The organism is Pseudomonas putida (assembly GCF_002741075.1).
Taxonomy (GTDB): domain Bacteria; phylum Pseudomonadota; class Gammaproteobacteria; order Pseudomonadales; family Pseudomonadaceae; genus Aquipseudomonas; species Aquipseudomonas putida_T.
The window spans coordinates 1-16,646 of the sequence record NZ_CP016446.1 but is presented as its reverse complement, the minus strand read 5'-3'; the positions used below and the strand labels follow the sequence as shown (position 1 = coordinate 16,646).

At 58.1% G+C, this 16,646-nt stretch carries 15 protein-coding genes and 3 pseudogenes; 10 read left to right on the top strand and 8 right to left on the bottom strand.

The window, feature by feature from the left end; genetic code table 11:
• Positions 1 to 234: 234 nt before the first annotated feature.
• Positions 235 to 1,248, bottom strand: a complete 1,014-nt coding sequence (intI1, locus tag IEC33019_RS00100) for a class 1 integron integrase IntI1 (RefSeq protein WP_000845048.1) — start codon at positions 1,246 to 1,248, stop codon at positions 235 to 237.
• A gap of 152 nt (positions 1,249 to 1,400) precedes the next feature.
• Between intI1 and IEC33019_RS00095 the strand changes: the two genes are divergently transcribed.
• The 3 genes from IEC33019_RS00095 (at position 1,401) to IEC33019_RS00085 (ending at position 4,128) form a co-directional block, all read left to right on the top strand.
• Complete coding sequence (locus tag IEC33019_RS00095; protein ID WP_099592735.1) at positions 1,401 to 2,138, top strand: subclass B1 metallo-beta-lactamase BIM-1; 738 nt, start codon at positions 1,401 to 1,403, stop codon at positions 2,136 to 2,138.
• A 345-nt stretch (positions 2,139 to 2,483) separates the two neighbouring features.
• The gene (locus IEC33019_RS00090) at positions 2,484 to 3,140 is read left to right on the top strand and encodes a quinolone resistance pentapeptide repeat protein QnrVC1 (protein WP_000415714.1); all 657 of its coding nucleotides are present in this window, start codon (positions 2,484 to 2,486) and stop codon (positions 3,138 to 3,140) included.
• Positions 3,141 to 3,288: 148 nt separating this feature from the next.
• Positions 3,289 to 4,128 (top strand): AadA family aminoglycoside 3''-O-nucleotidyltransferase, encoded by an 840-nt coding sequence (locus tag IEC33019_RS00085; RefSeq protein ID WP_096862041.1) that lies wholly within the window; start codon positions 3,289 to 3,291, stop codon positions 4,126 to 4,128.
• A 239-nt stretch (positions 4,129 to 4,367) separates the two neighbouring features.
• On the opposite strand, the gene IEC33019_RS00080 is transcribed toward IEC33019_RS00085, so the two are convergent.
• The gene (locus IEC33019_RS00080) at positions 4,368 to 5,411 is read right to left on the bottom strand and encodes an IS110 family transposase (protein ID WP_096862040.1); all 1,044 of its coding nucleotides are present in this window, start codon (positions 5,409 to 5,411) and stop codon (positions 4,368 to 4,370) included.
• Positions 5,412 to 5,632: 221 nt separating this feature from the next.
• Here IEC33019_RS00080 and IEC33019_RS00075 point away from each other — a divergent pair, with 221 nt between their 5' ends.
• From IEC33019_RS00075 to IEC33019_RS00040, 7 genes and pseudogenes are all read left to right on the top strand, one after another.
• On the top strand, positions 5,633 to 5,980 hold the full coding sequence (locus tag IEC33019_RS00075) for a quaternary ammonium compound efflux SMR transporter QacE delta 1 (protein WP_000679427.1): 348 nt from the start codon (positions 5,633 to 5,635) through the stop codon (positions 5,978 to 5,980).
• Positions 5,974 to 6,813 (top strand): sulfonamide-resistant dihydropteroate synthase Sul1, encoded by an 840-nt coding sequence (sul1, locus tag IEC33019_RS00070; protein ID WP_000259031.1) that lies wholly within the window; start codon positions 5,974 to 5,976, stop codon positions 6,811 to 6,813. Before IEC33019_RS00075 ends, sul1 begins: the two co-directional genes overlap by 7 nt.
• Positions 6,814 to 6,940: 127 nt before the next feature.
• Positions 6,941 to 7,441 carry a GNAT family N-acetyltransferase gene (locus tag IEC33019_RS00060; protein ID WP_000376623.1) on the top strand — a complete coding sequence of 167 codons (501 nt, stop codon included), beginning with the start codon at positions 6,941 to 6,943 and terminating at the stop codon, positions 7,439 to 7,441.
• A 320-nt stretch (positions 7,442 to 7,761) separates the two neighbouring features.
• Positions 7,762 to 7,830 (top strand): annotated as a pseudogene (locus tag IEC33019_RS27660) (hypothetical protein); the annotation flags it as partial.
• Between the two features lie 117 nt (positions 7,831 to 7,947).
• The gene (locus IEC33019_RS00050; protein WP_001389365.1) at positions 7,948 to 8,712 is read left to right on the top strand and encodes an IS6-like element IS6100 family transposase; all 765 of its coding nucleotides are present in this window, start codon (positions 7,948 to 7,950) and stop codon (positions 8,710 to 8,712) included.
• A gap of 24 nt (positions 8,713 to 8,736) precedes the next feature.
• Positions 8,737 to 9,321, top strand: a pseudogene (locus IEC33019_RS00045) (DUF4158 domain-containing protein); the annotation flags it as partial.
• Positions 9,322 to 9,618: 297 nt separating this feature from the next.
• Positions 9,619 to 11,952: pseudogene (locus IEC33019_RS00040) on the top strand (Tn3-like element ISPa38 family transposase); the annotation flags it as partial.
• 513 nt (positions 11,953 to 12,465) lie between these two features.
• Here IEC33019_RS00040 and IEC33019_RS00035 read toward each other — a convergent pair.
• The 6 genes from IEC33019_RS00035 to IEC33019_RS00005 all read right to left on the bottom strand — a co-directional run bounded on the left by IEC33019_RS00035 (position 12,466) and on the right by IEC33019_RS00005 (position 16,626).
• Positions 12,466 to 13,602 carry a replication initiator protein A gene (locus tag IEC33019_RS00035; RefSeq protein ID WP_015272393.1) on the bottom strand — a complete coding sequence of 379 codons (1,137 nt, stop codon included), beginning with the start codon at positions 13,600 to 13,602 and terminating at the stop codon, positions 12,466 to 12,468.
• On the bottom strand, positions 13,589 to 14,206 hold the full coding sequence (locus tag IEC33019_RS00030; protein WP_015272392.1) for a recombinase family protein: 618 nt from the start codon (positions 14,204 to 14,206) through the stop codon (positions 13,589 to 13,591). Before IEC33019_RS00030 ends, IEC33019_RS00035 begins: the two co-directional genes overlap by 14 nt.
• 338 nt (positions 14,207 to 14,544) lie before the next feature.
• Complete coding sequence (locus tag IEC33019_RS00020; RefSeq protein ID WP_015272389.1) at positions 14,545 to 14,805, bottom strand: hypothetical protein; 261 nt, start codon at positions 14,803 to 14,805, stop codon at positions 14,545 to 14,547.
• Positions 14,806 to 14,815: 10 nt separating this feature from the next.
• Positions 14,816 to 15,904, bottom strand: coding sequence for a DNA cytosine methyltransferase (locus IEC33019_RS00015; protein WP_015272388.1), 1,089 nt, complete (start codon positions 15,902 to 15,904; stop codon positions 14,816 to 14,818).
• A 3-nt stretch (positions 15,905 to 15,907) separates the two neighbouring features.
• The gene (locus tag IEC33019_RS00010; protein ID WP_019692581.1) at positions 15,908 to 16,258 is read right to left on the bottom strand and encodes a hypothetical protein; all 351 of its coding nucleotides are present in this window, start codon (positions 16,256 to 16,258) and stop codon (positions 15,908 to 15,910) included.
• Positions 16,258 to 16,626, bottom strand: a complete 369-nt coding sequence (locus IEC33019_RS00005) for a hypothetical protein (RefSeq protein ID WP_015272386.1) — start codon at positions 16,624 to 16,626, stop codon at positions 16,258 to 16,260. Before IEC33019_RS00005 ends, IEC33019_RS00010 begins: the two co-directional genes overlap by 1 nt.
• Positions 16,627 to 16,646 lie beyond the last annotated feature (20 nt).

The window sequence follows — 16,646 nt, the reverse complement described above, 5'->3', positions numbered from 1 at the left end:
AAACCGGCTCCCGTGCGTCTGGATAGGGCCGTTGTCGTTTTCAGAAGACGGCTGCACTGAACGTCAGAAGCCGACTGCACTATAGCAGCGGAGGGGTTGGATCCATCAGGCAACGACGGGCTGCTGCCGGCCATCAGCGGACGCAGGGAGGACTTTCCGCAACCGGCCGTTCGATGCGGCACCGATGGCCTTCGCGCAGGGGTAGTGAATCCGCCAGGATTGACTTGCGCTGCCCTACCTCTCACTAGTGAGGGGCGGCAGCGCATCAAGCGGTGAGCGCACTCCGGCACCGCCAACTTTCAGCACATGCGTGTAAATCATCGTCGTAGAGACGTCGGAATGGCCGAGCAGATCCTGCACGGTTCGAATGTCGTAACCGCTGCGGAGCAAGGCCGTCGCGAACGAGTGGCGGAGGGTGTGCGGTGTGGCGGGCTTCGTGATGCCTGCTTGTTCTACGGCACGTTTGAAGGCGCGCTGAAAGGTCTGGTCATACATGTGATGGCGACGCACGACACCGCTCCGTGGATCGGTCGAATGCGTGTGCTGCGCAAAAACCCAGAACCACGGCCAGGAATGCCCGGCGCGCGGATACTTCCGCTCAAGGGCGTCGGGAAGCGCAACGCCGCTGCGGCCCTCGGCCTGGTCCTTCAGCCACCATGCCCGTGCACGCGACAGCTGCTCGCGCAGGCTGGGTGCCAAGCTCTCGGGTAACATCAAGGCCCGATCCTTGGAGCCCTTGCCCTCCCGCACGATGATCGTGCCGTGATCGAAATCCAGATCCTTGACCCGCAGTTGCAAACCCTCACTGATCCGCATGCCCGTTCCATACAGAAGCTGGGCGAACAAACGATGCTCGCCTTCCAGAAAACCGAGGATGCGAACCACTTCATCCGGGGTCAGCACCACCGGCAAGCGCCGCGACGGCCGAGGTCTTCCGATCTCCTGAAGCCAGGGCAGATCCGTGCACAGCACCTTGCCGTAGAAGAACAGCAAGGCCGCCAATGCCTGACGATGCGTGGAGACCGAAACCTTGCGCTCGTTCGCCAGCCAGGACAGAAATGCCTCGACTTCGCTGCTGCCCAAGGTTGCCGGGTGACGCACACCGTGGAAACGGATGAAGGCACGAACCCAGTGGACATAAGCCTGTTCGGTTCGTAAGCTGTAATGCAAGTAGCGTATGCGCTCACGCAACTGGTCCAGAACCTTGACCGAACGCAGCGGTGGTAACGGCGCAGTGGCGGTTTTCATGGCTTGTTATGACTGTTTTTTTGTACAGTCTATGCCTCGGGCATCCAAGCAGCAAGCGCGTTACGCCGTGGGTCGATGTTTGATGTTATGGAGCAGCAACGATGTTACGCAGCAGGGCAGTCGCCCTAAAACAAAGTTAGAAAGGAATAAAAATGAGAATATCGTTAGCTTTATGCTTGCTTAGTATTTTAAATTTTGCTGTTGCAGAAGAGGTATTGCCAGAAATAAAAGTTGAAAAGCTAGAAGAAGGAATCTATCTTCACACATCTTATCTAGAGTATCAGGGAAATATTTATGAAAAACATGGGTTGGTAGTTATTGATGATCGTAAGGCATATATAATTGATACGCCAGTTTTGGCTATAGATACTGAGCGGCTAGTAAAGTGGTTTGAAGAGCGTAACTTTACTATAGGGGCTAGTTTCTCAACACATTTTCATAGTGACAGTTCCGGCGGCATAGAATGGCTAAATAAAAATTCTATTCCTACATATGCATCTGAATTAACAAATGAACTTCTAAAAAAAGACGGCAAGGCGCAAGCTAAAAACTCTTTTAATGCAGTTAGTTTTTGGCTAGTTAAAAACAAAATTGAAGTTTTTTATCCGGGGCCAGGGCATACACAGGATAACGAGGTCGTGTGGATACCTAGTAAGAAAATATTATTCGGTGGTTGTTTTGTTAAGCCAGACGGTCTTGGGTATTTGGGTGACGCAAATTTAGAAGCTTGGCCAAATTCTGCTAGAAAGTTAATGTCTAAATATAGCAACGCAAAACTGGTTATTCCAAGCCATAGTGAAATAGGAAATGCATCACTCTTGAAGCGTACATGGGAGCAGGCTGTTAAAGGGCTAAATGACAGTAAAAAAACATCACAGCTCAGCAAATAAATTTCTAACAAGTCGCTCAAGCACCAGTCGCTACGCTCCTTGGACAGTTTTTAAGTCGCAGTTTTGTGGTTTTGCTGCGCAAAAGTATTCCACAAAACCACAACTTAAAAACTGCCGCTTAGCTCGGCGTTATGTGCTTTCTCTAAAACAAGCCAGATTCACTGAAACTTTCTTCTGGCTGGCCGCATCGGTCGTTTCGAATTAGCCACCTTTAAAATGCCGTTTTGATGCCTTATTTTGGCTAAAACGGGGTGTTTTAAGTTTCTGTTTTTATTGGTTTTGTTTTTGTTGAGAACTTTCAGGTAAATGATAGTCTTCAAATCAAATGTTTTTTGGAGCCACAGCATGGAAAAATCAAAGCAATTATATAATCAAGTGAACTTCTCACATCAGGACTTGCAAGAACATATCTTTAGCAATTGTACTTTTATACATTGTAATTTTAAGCGCTCAAACCTCCGAGATACACAGTTCATTAACTGTACTTTCATAGAGCAGGGGGCATTGGAAGGGTGCGATTTTTCTTATGCTGATCTTCGAGATGCTTCATTTAAAAACTGTCAGCTTTCAATGTCCCATTTTAAGGGGGCAAATTGCTTTGGTATTGAACTGAGAGATTGTGATCTTAAAGGAGCAAATTTTAGTCAAGTTAGTTTTGTAAATCAGGTTTCGAATAAAATGTACTTTTGTTCTGCATACATAACAGGTTGTAACTTATCCTATGCCAATTTTGAGCAGCAGCTTATTGAAAAATGTGACCTGTTCGAAAATAGATGGATTGGTGCAAATCTTCGAGGCGCTTCATTTAAAGAATCAGATTTAAGCCGTGGTGTTTTTTCGGAAGACTGCTGGGAACAGTTTAGAGTACAAGGCTGTGATTTAAGCCATTCAGAGCTTTATGGTTTAGATCCTCGAAAGATTGATCTTACGGGTGTAAAAATATGCTCGTGGCAACAGGAACAGTTACTGGAGCAATTAGGGGTAATCATTGTTCCTGACTAAGCGCAAGATTCGGCTACGCACATAACAAACGCTTTAAGACGGATTCGCAACGTTTGGCGGTTTTAGTTTGAATTGGCTTTTGTATTTACGGTGTAATAATTGAGTGTTGTGGTAGCGTTGCTCACCACTTAAGCGGGCGTTAGACATCATGAGTAACGCAGTACCCGCCGAGATTTCGGTACAGCTATCACTGGCTCTCAACGCCATCGAGCGTCATCTGGAATCAACGTTGCTGGCCGTGCATTTGTACGGCTCTGCACTGGACGGTGGCCTGAAGCCATACAGTGATATTGATTTGCTGGTTACTGTGGCTGCACAGCTCGATGAGACTGTCCGACAAGCCCTGGTCGTAGATCTCTTGGAAATTTCTGCCTCCCCTGGCCAAAGTGAGGCTCTCCGCGCCTTGGAAGTTACCATCGTCGTGCATGGTGATGTTGTCCCTTGGCGTTATCCGGCCAGACGGGAACTGCAATTCGGGGAGTGGCAGCGTAAGGACATTCTTGCGGGCATCTTCGAGCCCGCCACAACCGATGTTGATCTGGCTATTCTGCTAACTAAAGTAAGGCAGCATAGCCTTGCATTGGCAGGTTCGGCCGCAGAGGATTTCTTTAACCCAGTTCCGGAAGGCGATCTATTCAAGGCATTGAGCGACACTCTGAAACTATGGAATTCGCAGCCGGATTGGGAAGGCGATGAGCGGAATGTAGTGCTTACCTTGTCTCGCATTTGGTACAGCGCAGCAACCGGCAAGATCGCACCGAAGGATATCGTTGCCAACTGGGCAATTGAGCGTCTGCCAGATCAACATAAGCCCGTACTGCTTGAAGCCCGGCAGGCTTATCTTGGACAAGGAGAAGATTGCTTGGCCTCACGCGCGGATCAGTTGGCGGCGTTCGTTCACTTCGTGAAACATGAAGCCACTAAATTGCTTGGTGCCATGCCAGTGATGTCTAACAATTCATATATGGACTCTCCCCACAAGTGGTGAGCAAAGCATTGCTTTTGCACCTGTCGTCAGCGCGGTTGCATTCGTATATCCGGCCTGTTGTGGGCTTTCTTGCCCTGGCCAATCTGTAGTTCGCGCAGCGGGGGCCAAGCGTTCAATCGATCACGCGGATCATGATTGTTATCGGCCTTATTCCGCTGCAGGACTCGCCTGTTCCGACAGTGCTGCTGTTCACCACAACCACCAGAAAACCATCTTGCCGTTCTGATTACCCCCCGCCGTCAGGCGGGCTTTGTGCTTTGCCAATTGCCATTGAAGCGCCGCTCATGGCACCACACGGCCCAGCAGATCCGCACCAGTTTGTTGGCCAGGGCTACCGCAGCCTTGTTGTGGCCGATGCGCGCCGCCGTTGCCACGGCCCAGCGTTGCAGCTGCGTCAGCTTTTCCGGGGTACGTGCCTGACAGCGTTGTGCAGCCAGCAAGGCTGCCCGTGAGCCATGGATTAGCAGGGTACGCACATAGACGTTGCCCTGTCGGCTGATGTGGCCGAGCTTGCGGCGCTCGCCACTGCTGAACTCGCGCGGGGTCATGCCCAGCCAGGCACTGAGCTGGCGACCACTGGCAAAGCGCTCGGGCCTGCCAACGGCGGCTGTCAGGGCGCTGGCGGTCAGCAGCCCAATGCCGCTGACCTCATCCAGCTTGCGTACGATGTCATCGTCGGCATGCCAGCGTTTGAGCTGCTGCTCGCACTCGGCCATGCACTGCTCATACAGGTTGATTTCGGCCAGGACGATATGCAGCAGACGGCTCAGGGGCGCGAGCTCGGGCTGGTCAACCCGCTCGCTGGCGGCGCGGATGAAGGCGGCGGTCGAGGCGGGGGCCTCGATACCGGCTTCACGCAATAGACCGCGCAGCAGGTTGATCCGCTGGGTGCGGCTTTTCTTCCAGGTTTCCCGCAGCCCGTGCAACTGTTGCAGCTGTTGCTGGCTGTGGCTTTTCACCGGCACGGGATGAATATCGGTGCAGCGTGCCGCTTCGAGCATGGCGTCGCAGTCATTGCGGTCGGTCTTGTTGCGGCGGCGATAGGGCCGCACGTAGCGCGGATGCAGTAGCCTCACCTGATGCCCCAGGGCTTGCGCTACACGTCCCCAGTAGTGGGCCGTGCCACAGGCCTCCATCACCCACTCGACCGGTTCGGCCTGCTCCTGTATATATCGCCGGAACGCCTCTCGGTTCAGCCGCTTGCGCTGCACCACCTGGCCGGAACGGACACTCTCGGCAACTTGGTAAACGGATTTGGCCAGATCAACTGCAATGCGTTTCATACCGACTCTCCCAATTTCAGCCACCACGATGCTTGGTATAGAAGGGTGGTGCGGGGGGAGTCCATTACAGCATTCAAGCCGAACCCGCTTCGCGGGTCGGCTTAATTCAGGTGTTAGATGCACTAAGCACATAATTGCTCACAGCCAAACTATCAGGTCAAGTCTGCTTTTATTATTTTTAAGCGTGCATAATAAGCCCTACACAAATTGGGAGATATATCATGAAAGGCTGGCTTTTTCTTGTTATCGCAATAGTTGGCGAAGTAATCGCAACATCCGCATTAAAATCTAGCGAGGGCTTTACTAAGCTTGCCCCTTCCGCCGTTGTCATAATCGGTTATGGCATCGCATTTTATTTTCTTTCTCTGGTTCTGAAATCCATCCCTGTCGGTGTTGCTTATGCAGTCTGGTCGGGACTCGGCGTCGTCATAATTACAGCCATTGCCTGGTTGCTTCATGGGCAAAAGCTTGATGCGTGGGGCTTTGTAGGTATGGGGCTCATAATTGCTGCCTTTTTGCTCGCCCGATCCCCATCGTGGAAGTCGCTGCGGAGGCCGACGCCATGGTGACGGTGTTCGGCATTCTGAATCTCACCGAGGACTCCTTCTTCGATGAGAGCCGGCGGCTAGACCCCGCCGGCGCTGTCACCGCGGCGATCGAAATGCTGCGAGTCGGATCAGACGTCGTGGATGTCGGACCGGCCGCCAGCCATCCGGACGCGAGGCCTGTATCGCCGGCCGATGAGATCAGACGTATTGCGCCGCTCTTAGACGCCCTGTCCGATCAGATGCACCGTGTTTCAATCGACAGCTTCCAACCGGAAACCCAGCGCTATGCGCTCAAGCGCGGCGTGGGCTACCTGAACGATATCCAAGGATTTCCTGACCCTGCGCTCTATCCCGATATTGCTGAGGCGGACTGCAGGCTGGTGGTTATGCACTCAGCGCAGCGGGATGGCATCGCCACCCGCACCGGTCACCTTCGACCCGAAGACGCGCTCGACGAGATTGTGCGGTTCTTCGAGGCGCGGGTTTCCGCCTTGCGACGGAGCGGGGTCGCTGCCGACCGGCTCATCCTCGATCCGGGGATGGGATTTTTCTTGAGCCCCGCACCGGAAACATCGCTGCACGTGCTGTCGAACCTTCAAAAGCTGAAGTCGGCGTTGGGGCTTCCGCTATTGGTCTCGGTGTCGCGGAAATCCTTCTTGGGCGCCACCGTTGGCCTTCCTGTAAAGGATCTGGGTCCAGCGAGCCTTGCGGCGGAACTTCACGCGATCGGCAATGGCGCTGACTACGTCCGCACCCACGCGCCTGGAGATCTGCGAAGCGCAATCACCTTCTCGGAAACCCTCGCGAAATTTCGCAGTCGCGACGCCAGAGACCGAGGGTTAGATCATGCCTAGCATTCACCTTCCGGCCGCCCGCTAGCGGACCCTGGTCAGGTTCCGCGAAGGTGGGCGCAGACATGCTGGGCTCGTCAGGATCAAACTGCACTATGAGGCGGCGGTTCATACCGCGCCAGGGGAGCGAATGGACAGCGAGGAGCCTCCGAACGTTCGGGTCGCCTGCTCGGGTGATATCGACGAGGTTGTGCGGCTGATGCACGACGCTGCGGCGTGGATGTCCGCCAAGGGAACGCCCGCCTGGGACGTCGCGCGGATCGACCGGACATTCGCGGAGACCTTCGTCCTGAGATCCGAGCTCCTAGTCGCGAGTTGCAGCGACGGCATCGTCGGCTGTTGCACCTTGTCGGCCGAGGATCCCGAGTTCTGGCCCGACGCCCTCAAGGGGGAGGCCGCATATCTGCACAAGCTCGCGGTGCGACGGACACATGCGGGCCGGGGTGTCAGCTCCGCGCTGATCGAGGCTTGCCGCCATGCCGCGCGAACGCAGGGGTGCGCCAAGCTGCGGCTCGACTGCCACCCGAACCTGCGTGGCCTATACGAGCGGCTCGGATTCACCCACGTCGACACTTTCAATCCCGGCTGGGATCCAACCTTCATCGCAGAACGCCTAGAACTCGAAATCTAACGTCCGTTCGGGCATCGAGGTCCATGTCGGGGTGGGACGGGCCCGTGGCTTCAAGATCACTTGCAGTCCGACCGCGATGTCTTGGTTGCGCGAGAGGTTGTCGATATCCTCCACTTCCATCATCAACCCTGGATAATGCCGCCGCCGTCATCGCCGCCGACGCCCGTGCCGGGCTTTTCGGGCCTGTCAGGCTTGCTCGGCCTTCAGCCTGCCTGGGCGAGATCTCCGGCGGACGGATTAACGGCGGAGCTTCGCCGCCTTTCGTGCGTGTGAAGGCCGAAGATAGTTCTCTCAAAAACATCCGTTTATGAGAGATACCAAATGTCATTTTCAGAAGACGACTGCACCAGTTGATTGGGCGTAATGGCTGTTGTGCAGCCAGCTCCTGACAGTTCAATATCAGAAGTGATCTGCACCAATCTCGACTATGCTCAATACTCAAGGGGGCTCTGTTGCAAAAATCGTGAAGCTTGAGCATGCTTGGCGGAGATTGGACGGACGGAACGATGACGGATTTCAAGTGGCGCCATTTCCAGGGTGATGTGATCCTGTGGGCGGTGCGCTGGTATTGTCGCTATCCGATCAGCTATCGCGACCTTGAGGAAATGCTGGCGGAACGCGGCATTTCGGTCGACCATACGACGATCTATCGCTGGGTCCAGTGCTACGCCCCGGAGATGGAGAAGCGGCTGCGCTGGTTCTGGCGGCGTGGCTTTGATCCGAGCTGGCGCCTGGATGAAACCTACGTCAAGGTGCGGGGCAAGTGGACCTACCTGTACCGGGCAGTCGACAAGCGGGGCGACACGATCGATTTCTACCTGTCGCCGACCCGCAGCGCCAAGGCAGCGAAGCGGTTCCTGGGCAAGGCCCTGCGAGGCCTGAAGCACTGGGAAAAGCCTGCCACGCTCAATACCGACAAAGCGCCGAGCTATGGTGCAGCGATCACCGAATTGAAGCGCGAAGGAAAGCTGGACCGGGAGACGGCCCACCGGCAGGTGAAGTATCTCAATAACGTGATCGAGGCCGATCACGGAAAGCTCAAGATACTGATCAAGCCGGTGCGCGGTTTCAAATCGATCCCCACGGCCTATGCCACGATCAAGGGATTCGAAGTCATGCGAGCCCTGCGCAAAGGACAGGCTCGCCCCTGGTGCCTGCAGCCCGGCATCAGGGGCGAGGTGCGCCTTGTGGAGAGAGCTTTTGGCATTGGGCCCTCGGCGCTGACGGAGGCCATGGGCATGCTCAACCACCATTTCGCAGCAGCCGCCTGATCGGCGCAGAGCGACAGCCTACCTCTGACTGCCGCCAATCTTTGCAACAGAGCCCGTCACTACACGTTCAGCGAAAGCGACCTCTCCATCATCCGGCAGCGGCGCGGCCCGGCCAATCGGCTGGGCTTCGCGGTGCAGCTCTGCTACCTGCGCTTTCCCGGCGTCATCCTTGGCGCTGATGAGCCACCGTTCCCGCCATTGCTGAGACTGGTCGCCAACCAGCTCAAGGTCGGCATCGAAAGCTGGGACGAGTACGGGCAGCGTGAGCAGACCCGACGCGAGCACCTGGTCGAGCTGCAAACGGTGTTCGGCTTCCAGCCGTTCACGATTGGCCACTACCGGCAGGCTGTCCAGTTGCTGACCGAGCTGGCCATGCAAACCGACAAGGGCATCGTGCTGGCCAGAGCCTTGATCGAGCACCTGCGGCGGCAGTCGGTCATTGTGCCCGCCCTCAACGCCGTCGAGCGGGCGAGCGCCGAAGCGATTACCCGCGCCAACCGGCGTCTCTACGACGCCTTGGCTGAGCCGCTGACGGACGTGCATCGCCGTCGCCTCGACGATCTGCTCAAGCGCCGCGACAACGGCAAGACGACGTGGCTGGCCTGGCTGCGGCTGTGAAAATCAGCGATAAATGAGAACTGTCCCAACGCTATTTGAGAACGAAGGTGCAGCATCCTCGCTTGGTAACAAAGGTGTGGGCTCTAATCTTGAGGTCGCAAGCAAAATCAATCACTTACGACTCATCCACTTCGTGCCGAAGTATTCCCTACCGTCCAGCAGTCTTGGATTCGGCAGAAACCTCATAGCGGGAACGCTTAGTGCTCGATTGGCCGCATCGGCGCTCTCATTTACCGAAGCAAATTCGCAATATCTATGTGTGTTCTCATTAACCGGTGTTTCTAACAGCGGCAATCCCCGGTCAAACCGAACTCGCGGCACATGCTGGAACACATCGAACGCCTCAAGGCGTGGCAGGCGCTCGACCTGCCCTCCGGCATCGAGCGGCTGGTTCACCAGAACCGGCTGCTCAAGATCGCCCGCGAGGGCGGCCAGATGACGCCCGCCGACCTGGCGAAGTTCGAGCCGCAGCGGCGTTACGCGACCCTGGTGGCGCTCGCCATCGAGGGCATGGCCACCGTCACCGACGAAATCATCGACCTGCATGACCGCATCCTGGGCAAGCTGTTCAATGCCGCCAAGAACAAGCATCAGCAGCAGTTCCAGGCATCCGGCAAGGCGATCAATGCCAAGGTGCGGCTGTTCGGGCGCATCGGCCAGGCGCTGATCGAGGCCAAGCAAGCGGGCCGCGATCCGTTCGCCGCCATCGAGGCCGTCATGTCCTGGGATGCTTTCGCCGAGAGCGTCACCGAAGCGCAGCGGCTCGCGCAACCCGAGGACTTCGATTTCCTGCACCGCATCGGCGAGAGCTACGCCACGCTGCGCCGCTACGCGCCGGAATTTCTCGACGTGCTCAAGTTGCGGGCCGCGCCCGCCGCCAAGGACGTACTCGACGCCATCGAGGTGCTGCGCAGCATGAACAGCGACAACGCCCGCAAGGTGCCCACCGACGCGCCGACCGAGTTCATCAAGCCGCGCTGGCAGAAGCTGGTGATGACCGACACCGGCATCGACCGGCGCTACTACGAACTGTGCGCGCTGTCGGAGCTGAAGAACGCGCTGCGCTCCGGCGACATCTGGGTGCAAGGCTCGCGCCAGTTCAAGGACTTCGAGGACTACCTGGTGCCGCCCGCGAAATTCGCCAGCCTCAAGCAGGCCAGCGAATTGCCGCTGGCCGTGGCCACCGATTGCGACCAGTACCTGCATGACCGGCTGACGCTGCTGGAAACGCAGCTCGCCACCGTCAACCGCATGGCGCTGGCCAACGAGCTGCCGGACGCCATCATCACGGAGTCGGGCCTGAAGATCACGCCGCTCGATGCGGCGGTGCCCGATACCGCACAGGCCCTGATCGACCAGACGGCGATGATCCTACCGCACGTCAAGATCACCGAATTGCTGCTGGAGGTAGACGAATGGACGGGCTTCACCCGGCACTTCGCCCACCTGAAGTCAGGCGACCTGGCCAAGGACAAAAACCTGTTGCTGACCACGATCCTCGCCGACGCGATCAACCTGGGCCTGACCAAGATGGCGGAATCGTGCCCCGGCACGACCTACGCCAAGCTGGCCTGGCTGCAAGCCTGGCACATCCGCGACGAAACCTACGGGGCGGCACTGGCCGAGCTGGTCAACCCGCAGTTCCGACATCCCTTCGCCGAGCATTGGGGCGACGGCACCACGTCATCGTCGGACGGCCAGAACTTCCGCACCGGCAGCAAGGCCGAGAGCACCGGCCACATCAATCCGAAATACGGCAGCAGCCCAGGGCGGACGTTCTACACCCATATCTCCGACCAGTACGCGCCGTTCCACACCAAGGTCGTGAACGTCGGCGTGCGCGACTCGACCTACGTGCTCGACGGCCTGCTGTATCACGAATCCGACCTGCGGATCGAGGAGCACTACACCGACACGGCAGGGTTCACGGACCACGTCTTCGCGTTGATGCACCTGCTGGGCTTCCGCTTCGCCCCGCGCATTCGTGACCTGGGCGACACCAAGCTCTACATCCCGAAGGGCGATGCCACCTACGAGGCGTTGAAACCGATGATCGGCGGCACGCTCAACATCAAGCACGTCCGCGCCCATTGGGATGAAATCCTGCGGATGGCCACCTCGATCAAGCAGGGCACGGCGACGGCCTCGCTGATGCTCAGGAAGCTTGGCAGCTACCCGCGCCAGAACGGCCTGGCCGTCGCCCTGCGTGAGCTGGGACGCATCGAGCGCACACTGTTCATCCTGGACTGGCTGCAAAGCGTCGAGCTGCGCCGCCGCGTGCATGCCGGGCTGAACAAAGGCGAGGCGCGCAACGCGCTGGCCCGCGCCGTGTTCTTCAACCGCCTGGGGGAAATCCGCGACCGCAGCTTCGAGCAGCAGCGCTACCGGGCCAGCGGCCTCAACCTGGTGACGGCGGCCATCGTGCTATGGAACACGGTCTATCTGGAGCGGGCCGCGAACGCCTTGCGTGGCCACGGTCAAGCCGTCGATGACGGCCTGTTGCAGTACCTGTCGCCGCTCGGCTGGGAGCACATCAACCTGACCGGCGATTACCTCTGGCGCAGCAGCGCCAAGATCGGCGCGGGCAAGTTCAGGCCGCTACGGCCGCTGCAACCGGCTTAGCGTGCTTTATTTTCCGTTTTCTGAGACGACCCCGTGTGGGAGTACCAGTGGGGCAATCAGGACAACCCGGAGTGATCCCGTGGCGCGTGCACGGTGCCGGTGTCGAACGCTATCCGTGAGTTATCCACAAGCTCAGTCAAATCAGAGCCGTTAAAGGTTTAAGTTAAAAGGTTAATACGCGCGCGCGTTGTTAGCGTTTTGCGAGGCCTTGATTTACCTGGGCTGGCGGGTGGTTCTGGTCCCCGGAGTGACGAAATAGGCGGTCCCTGGAGTGACGAACCCCAGTCCCCGAAGTGACGAATCGGCGGTCCCTAGAGTGACGAATCGCGGTCCCTGGAGTGACGAACCGGCTAGGCCGCGAAATTGGGCGCGGTCCCTGGAGTGACGAATGCGCAGATAAAGCCCCCGAAGGGGCTGCGGTACAGCTCAAGAACGCATGAATCAATAGAGAAAAACCCTTACACATCAGTGGATTGACCCCTTCCGGTCCCTGGAGTGACGAATTGCCATGACTCATGCAGCGGGTGCGGCCTTTGCTTTGCGTGGCGTCTTGATACCGTTGCGCGTGGCTTTGAGCAAGGCCGCTTTGCCGGCGTCGGACTTGTTGAAGAACAACACCGCGTCTTCGTCGGGCAGGTAGGTCATGTAGTAGTCGAGCAAGCTGCCGGCCTCGGCCAGCTCCTTGACCTTGGCGCGAAACTTCTTTTCCGCCTGGGCGCTTCCGACCTTCTTTTGCAGCAGAGTCAGGCCGATCTTCCATTGGCCCTGGCCGCCGCAATGCTTTCGGCAAAGCTCATAGATGCGTTTGGCGATGGCGCTGCGTAGCCCGAAATAGTCGCCCGGAATGGTCAACACATCCATGGCTTTCGCAGCGTTAAATGTGGTGTCGGATACCTTGATCCGAATGGCGCACATGCGGTTCTTGGCGCCCCTGGTGATGATCTCCACGTCATCGAGCAGGCCCACCCAGCGCCGGCTACCGTCACGGTCTTTCGTCGATTCAAAGGTGGCCCGCATGCGAGTACCGGTGAGCCTGTCGAACGCCTTGCTAAGCAGCTCATAGCCGCGCTCGCTGGTACTGCTGCGCGTGAAGCTCAACAGTTCGTGAGCGGTCGTCTCGATAGTCGGTGATACGGCTATGCCGGCGTTGATCGCGGCCACCAGCTTCGACACGCAAAACAGCACGATATCCTTGTCATGCTGGGTCGCCCGACCGGCAACGCTGGGAATGATCTCGATCTTGTTCCCGTTGTGCTCGTAGGTGATCTGCCTGGTGTCTCCGTCTTCCACGGCGTAGATCGGGTGCTCCATTGTAGGCCGCTCGTCCTTGGGGATCGCCGGCAGGCCGGTCGCAATCCAGAAATCGAGCTGCGTTTCGAGCACCACAACTTGCTTGCGGCCCGCTGAGGCCTTCACCGCCTCGCGCCCTGGTGTCTTGTCCTTCGGCTGCTTCGCCTCTTCGCGTTTCAGCCGCTCCGCCGCCTGCTGGTAGGTTTCGCCTGGCCGGGCTTCGGCCTCAATGCGCTTGCGCCACTTGTCGATGTTGATTGCGTCCTGCCCGACCAAGGGGGCTTTGGCCGCAGAGCGACGTTTCGGCAGTGGCGAGGTGGCCAGGTCGGGATCGATATCAAACAACTCATTGGACGACATGCTGGGCCTCCTTGCTCAGATACTTGTAGATGGTGGTTCTGCTGACTTTGAACCTGGCGGCCACGTCGCTGACGGTCGTCAAGGGATCGGCCAGCAGGATCTTGATATCGCGGATCTCCTTCGCTCCAAGCGTCGGCTTGCGACCCCCTTTGCGCCCACGTGCGCGGGCGGCCTCCAGGCCGGCCATGGTCCGTTCGCGGTTTAGCTCGCGTTCGTACTCCGCCAGGGTGGCGAAGACGTTCAACTGCATCCGTCCGCCCGCCGTGCTGGTGTCGATGTGCTCGGTGAGCGATTCAAAGCGAACCTGCATGGCTTCCAGTTGCGCCATGAGCTGGAGCAGGTGGGAGAGGCTGCGACCGAAGCGGGAAAGCTGCCACACGACAACGGTATCCCCTGGGCGGAGTGCTTTTAGCATCTGCTCCAGCTCGGGCCGGTTGGCCCTGGCCCCGCTGATCTGTTCCTCATAGATCCGCGTACAACCAGCGGCGACAAGCGCGTCTCGCTGTAGGTCCAGGTTCTGGTCCTGCTTGCTGGTTCGGGCGTACCCAATGCGCAGGCCTCCGGTCAATATGTCCAGGGTTGAAGAGTCTTTGCCGTTACGCATGGTCACCTCCATGTGGTTGGCCTGGTTTGTCGGTCGATAGCACCACGCCGCCATCCCACTCGGCCACGACCTCGGCCCCGCAACATGTACAAGCGGTCGTCAACTCGGCAGCGGTTTCGGCCAGGTGTAGCTGGCCAGCATGGCCGCATGCGGTGCAACGGTACACGTACAGCGTGGTCGGGATGGGTTTGCTCATCATGGCAATTTCCGTACACCTAATGTAGACACTGAAAAGTTTACGAGAAAGTTAACAGTTATGCCCCAAAAAAAACGCCCCTGGGCGCTTTTTTTGAAGTGTGCAGAAAACGACCGTTTACTGCACAGGCATTTGCCGGGATCTACGCGGCTTCCTCTGCGACAACGGTGCAGTGGTCCAGGGACACTGCGCCCGAAACATCCTCCACCATGATGACCGGTTCGCAGCACATGACGAATGCTCGACCGCAGGTTTTGGTCTGGATCGACTCGCCCGAGCCAAGCAACTCTTCATAGGTCACTGTCACGCCTTCTTTGTACTGGGCGTTCCAGTCGTAACACTGGATCTTGGCTGCATCCTCCTGCTCGCGCAGGGTCATATTTGGGCGCTTCGGTTTCGGCATAACGGCAGTCCTATGTAGGTGGGTTCTGTGTAGAGATCGCTTGGCGTAGCGCTGACTCGGCAGCGCTATCGTCCATGTCCATGTAGTAAGCATCCGCCACCAGCTCGTCGATCTCGCGGGCGCTCACATTAGCATCGAGCGCGGCGCGTAGCAGGCCGGCGTCGAGTCGGTCGTATTTGTAGGCTATGGCCAGCGCCGGGTTGTCCTGGGCGTTGTTGGCCATGAAGAACCCGTAGGAAAACCCTTCCGGGGTTGCGCTGCGGGCGTTCTTGGTGGCGAGGCGGTTGCCGCCGAACTTGCGGTGCATCTTCGAGCCGTCCGAGGCCTCGACCGGGGCAATGGGCAGGTTTGCATTGAAGCGGCCCCAAAGCAGGGTTTTCTTCGTGTACGGGTCGCCCAGGTGGTGCGGGTCGAAGGCTAGGCGCCACGGCGGCAGGCCGCCCAGCTTTTCGATCCGACCTACCGGGTTCTCGATGGCCCATACGGCAGGCCGGAAATATTCAATGGTGCGCAATGTCTGGTGAACGAGCTGCACGGCGGCAACCGTGCGCCCGTCTGCATCTTTGGCTGCGAAGTGTCGGGCGCCACTGGTGGCGAATTCTGTGCACGGGCACGCGGCGAGGATGGCGTAGATATCCAGGCCGTCGAAATCGCCAAACCAGTCACCGAAGAAGCCGGCGCCGAACTCGTTTACGTCGCCGGTAACGGGGTTGTCCTGTATGTCGAAGCGCAGGACCTGGTAGCCGGCATCCTCCCACGGCTGCGACCACTGCCCGGTATGGTCGAACAGCGACAGCACTACCTTGTCGGCATTGGCCCGCCCTTCGCCCTGGGCGAAGGCGTGGCGCTTCCATTCGGCAATGCGGGCTTGGGCGGCGGCCTGGTCAAGCCAGCCGTGTGACCGGGTGTGGCGGGCCACCTTGTCGGCCAGGCGCACGATCTCGGACGGCCTAGGCGCGTCGAACAAGTGGTGCTCCAGCTCGCCCGAGCTAATGGCGCTGAACTCGGCGGTGATCTGGCTTAGCTCGAAGTCGTCAACGCCCAGGGCCTGGGCGGTGAATAGCCCAGGCTGTGCTGGGCGGATCTGCGTACTGAGCATGGTTCACTCCCCCTTGAAGTAGTCGGGGCGCTGCTCCAGCTCGCGGGCGATCAACTCGTCAGCGAACAGCGGCGCGGCCTTCTCGATGCGCTTGGCCATCTTCTGCTTGCGTACCCGGTCTTTGGCCTCGGCACTCCAGCGCTTGACGGCGCGGGACTGGGGGAAGTCCAGGCAAACACCGTAACCCACGGGGCGGCGCTGCCATGCCTGGTGCATTTCTTCCGGCATCCGCGTCCCCGCTGGGGCCTCGATCACCAGCAACTCAAAGTCGCCAGGGCAGGGCTGGTGCGGCAGGCACCATCGAAGGGAGTAGCGCCACATGGGCGGCGCTACGTGATGGGCATTCGCAGCCATCAGACAAAATCCCAACTTGTCTGGTCCCAGCCCGGCAGCTTGGACTGAGCTATGCGGCGAATTTCATGCAGGGTGCGGAATGCCTGGGTAGCGTAATAGTCGGGGTTTTGGTTGGACTGATACTCCAAGCACTGGATGAGTTTGAGGGCTTCGAGCGGGGTAGGTTTGCGCACAGTTTCATCCAGGCCGAACAGCTCGCCCTTGAAGGTTTCGCCAGGGTAGCGGGTGCGCACGGAGCGAATGTTTTCGTCAAGCAGTTGCTGGCCTTGATCCGCAAGGATCTGGTAGGTGGTCGCATCCGGCTTGCCGGTGCAGGTGAACATGAGAATGGCGGAGATGTGAAAACGATTCAGGATATAAGCGCTCATGGAAACTCCTTCGCAGATTC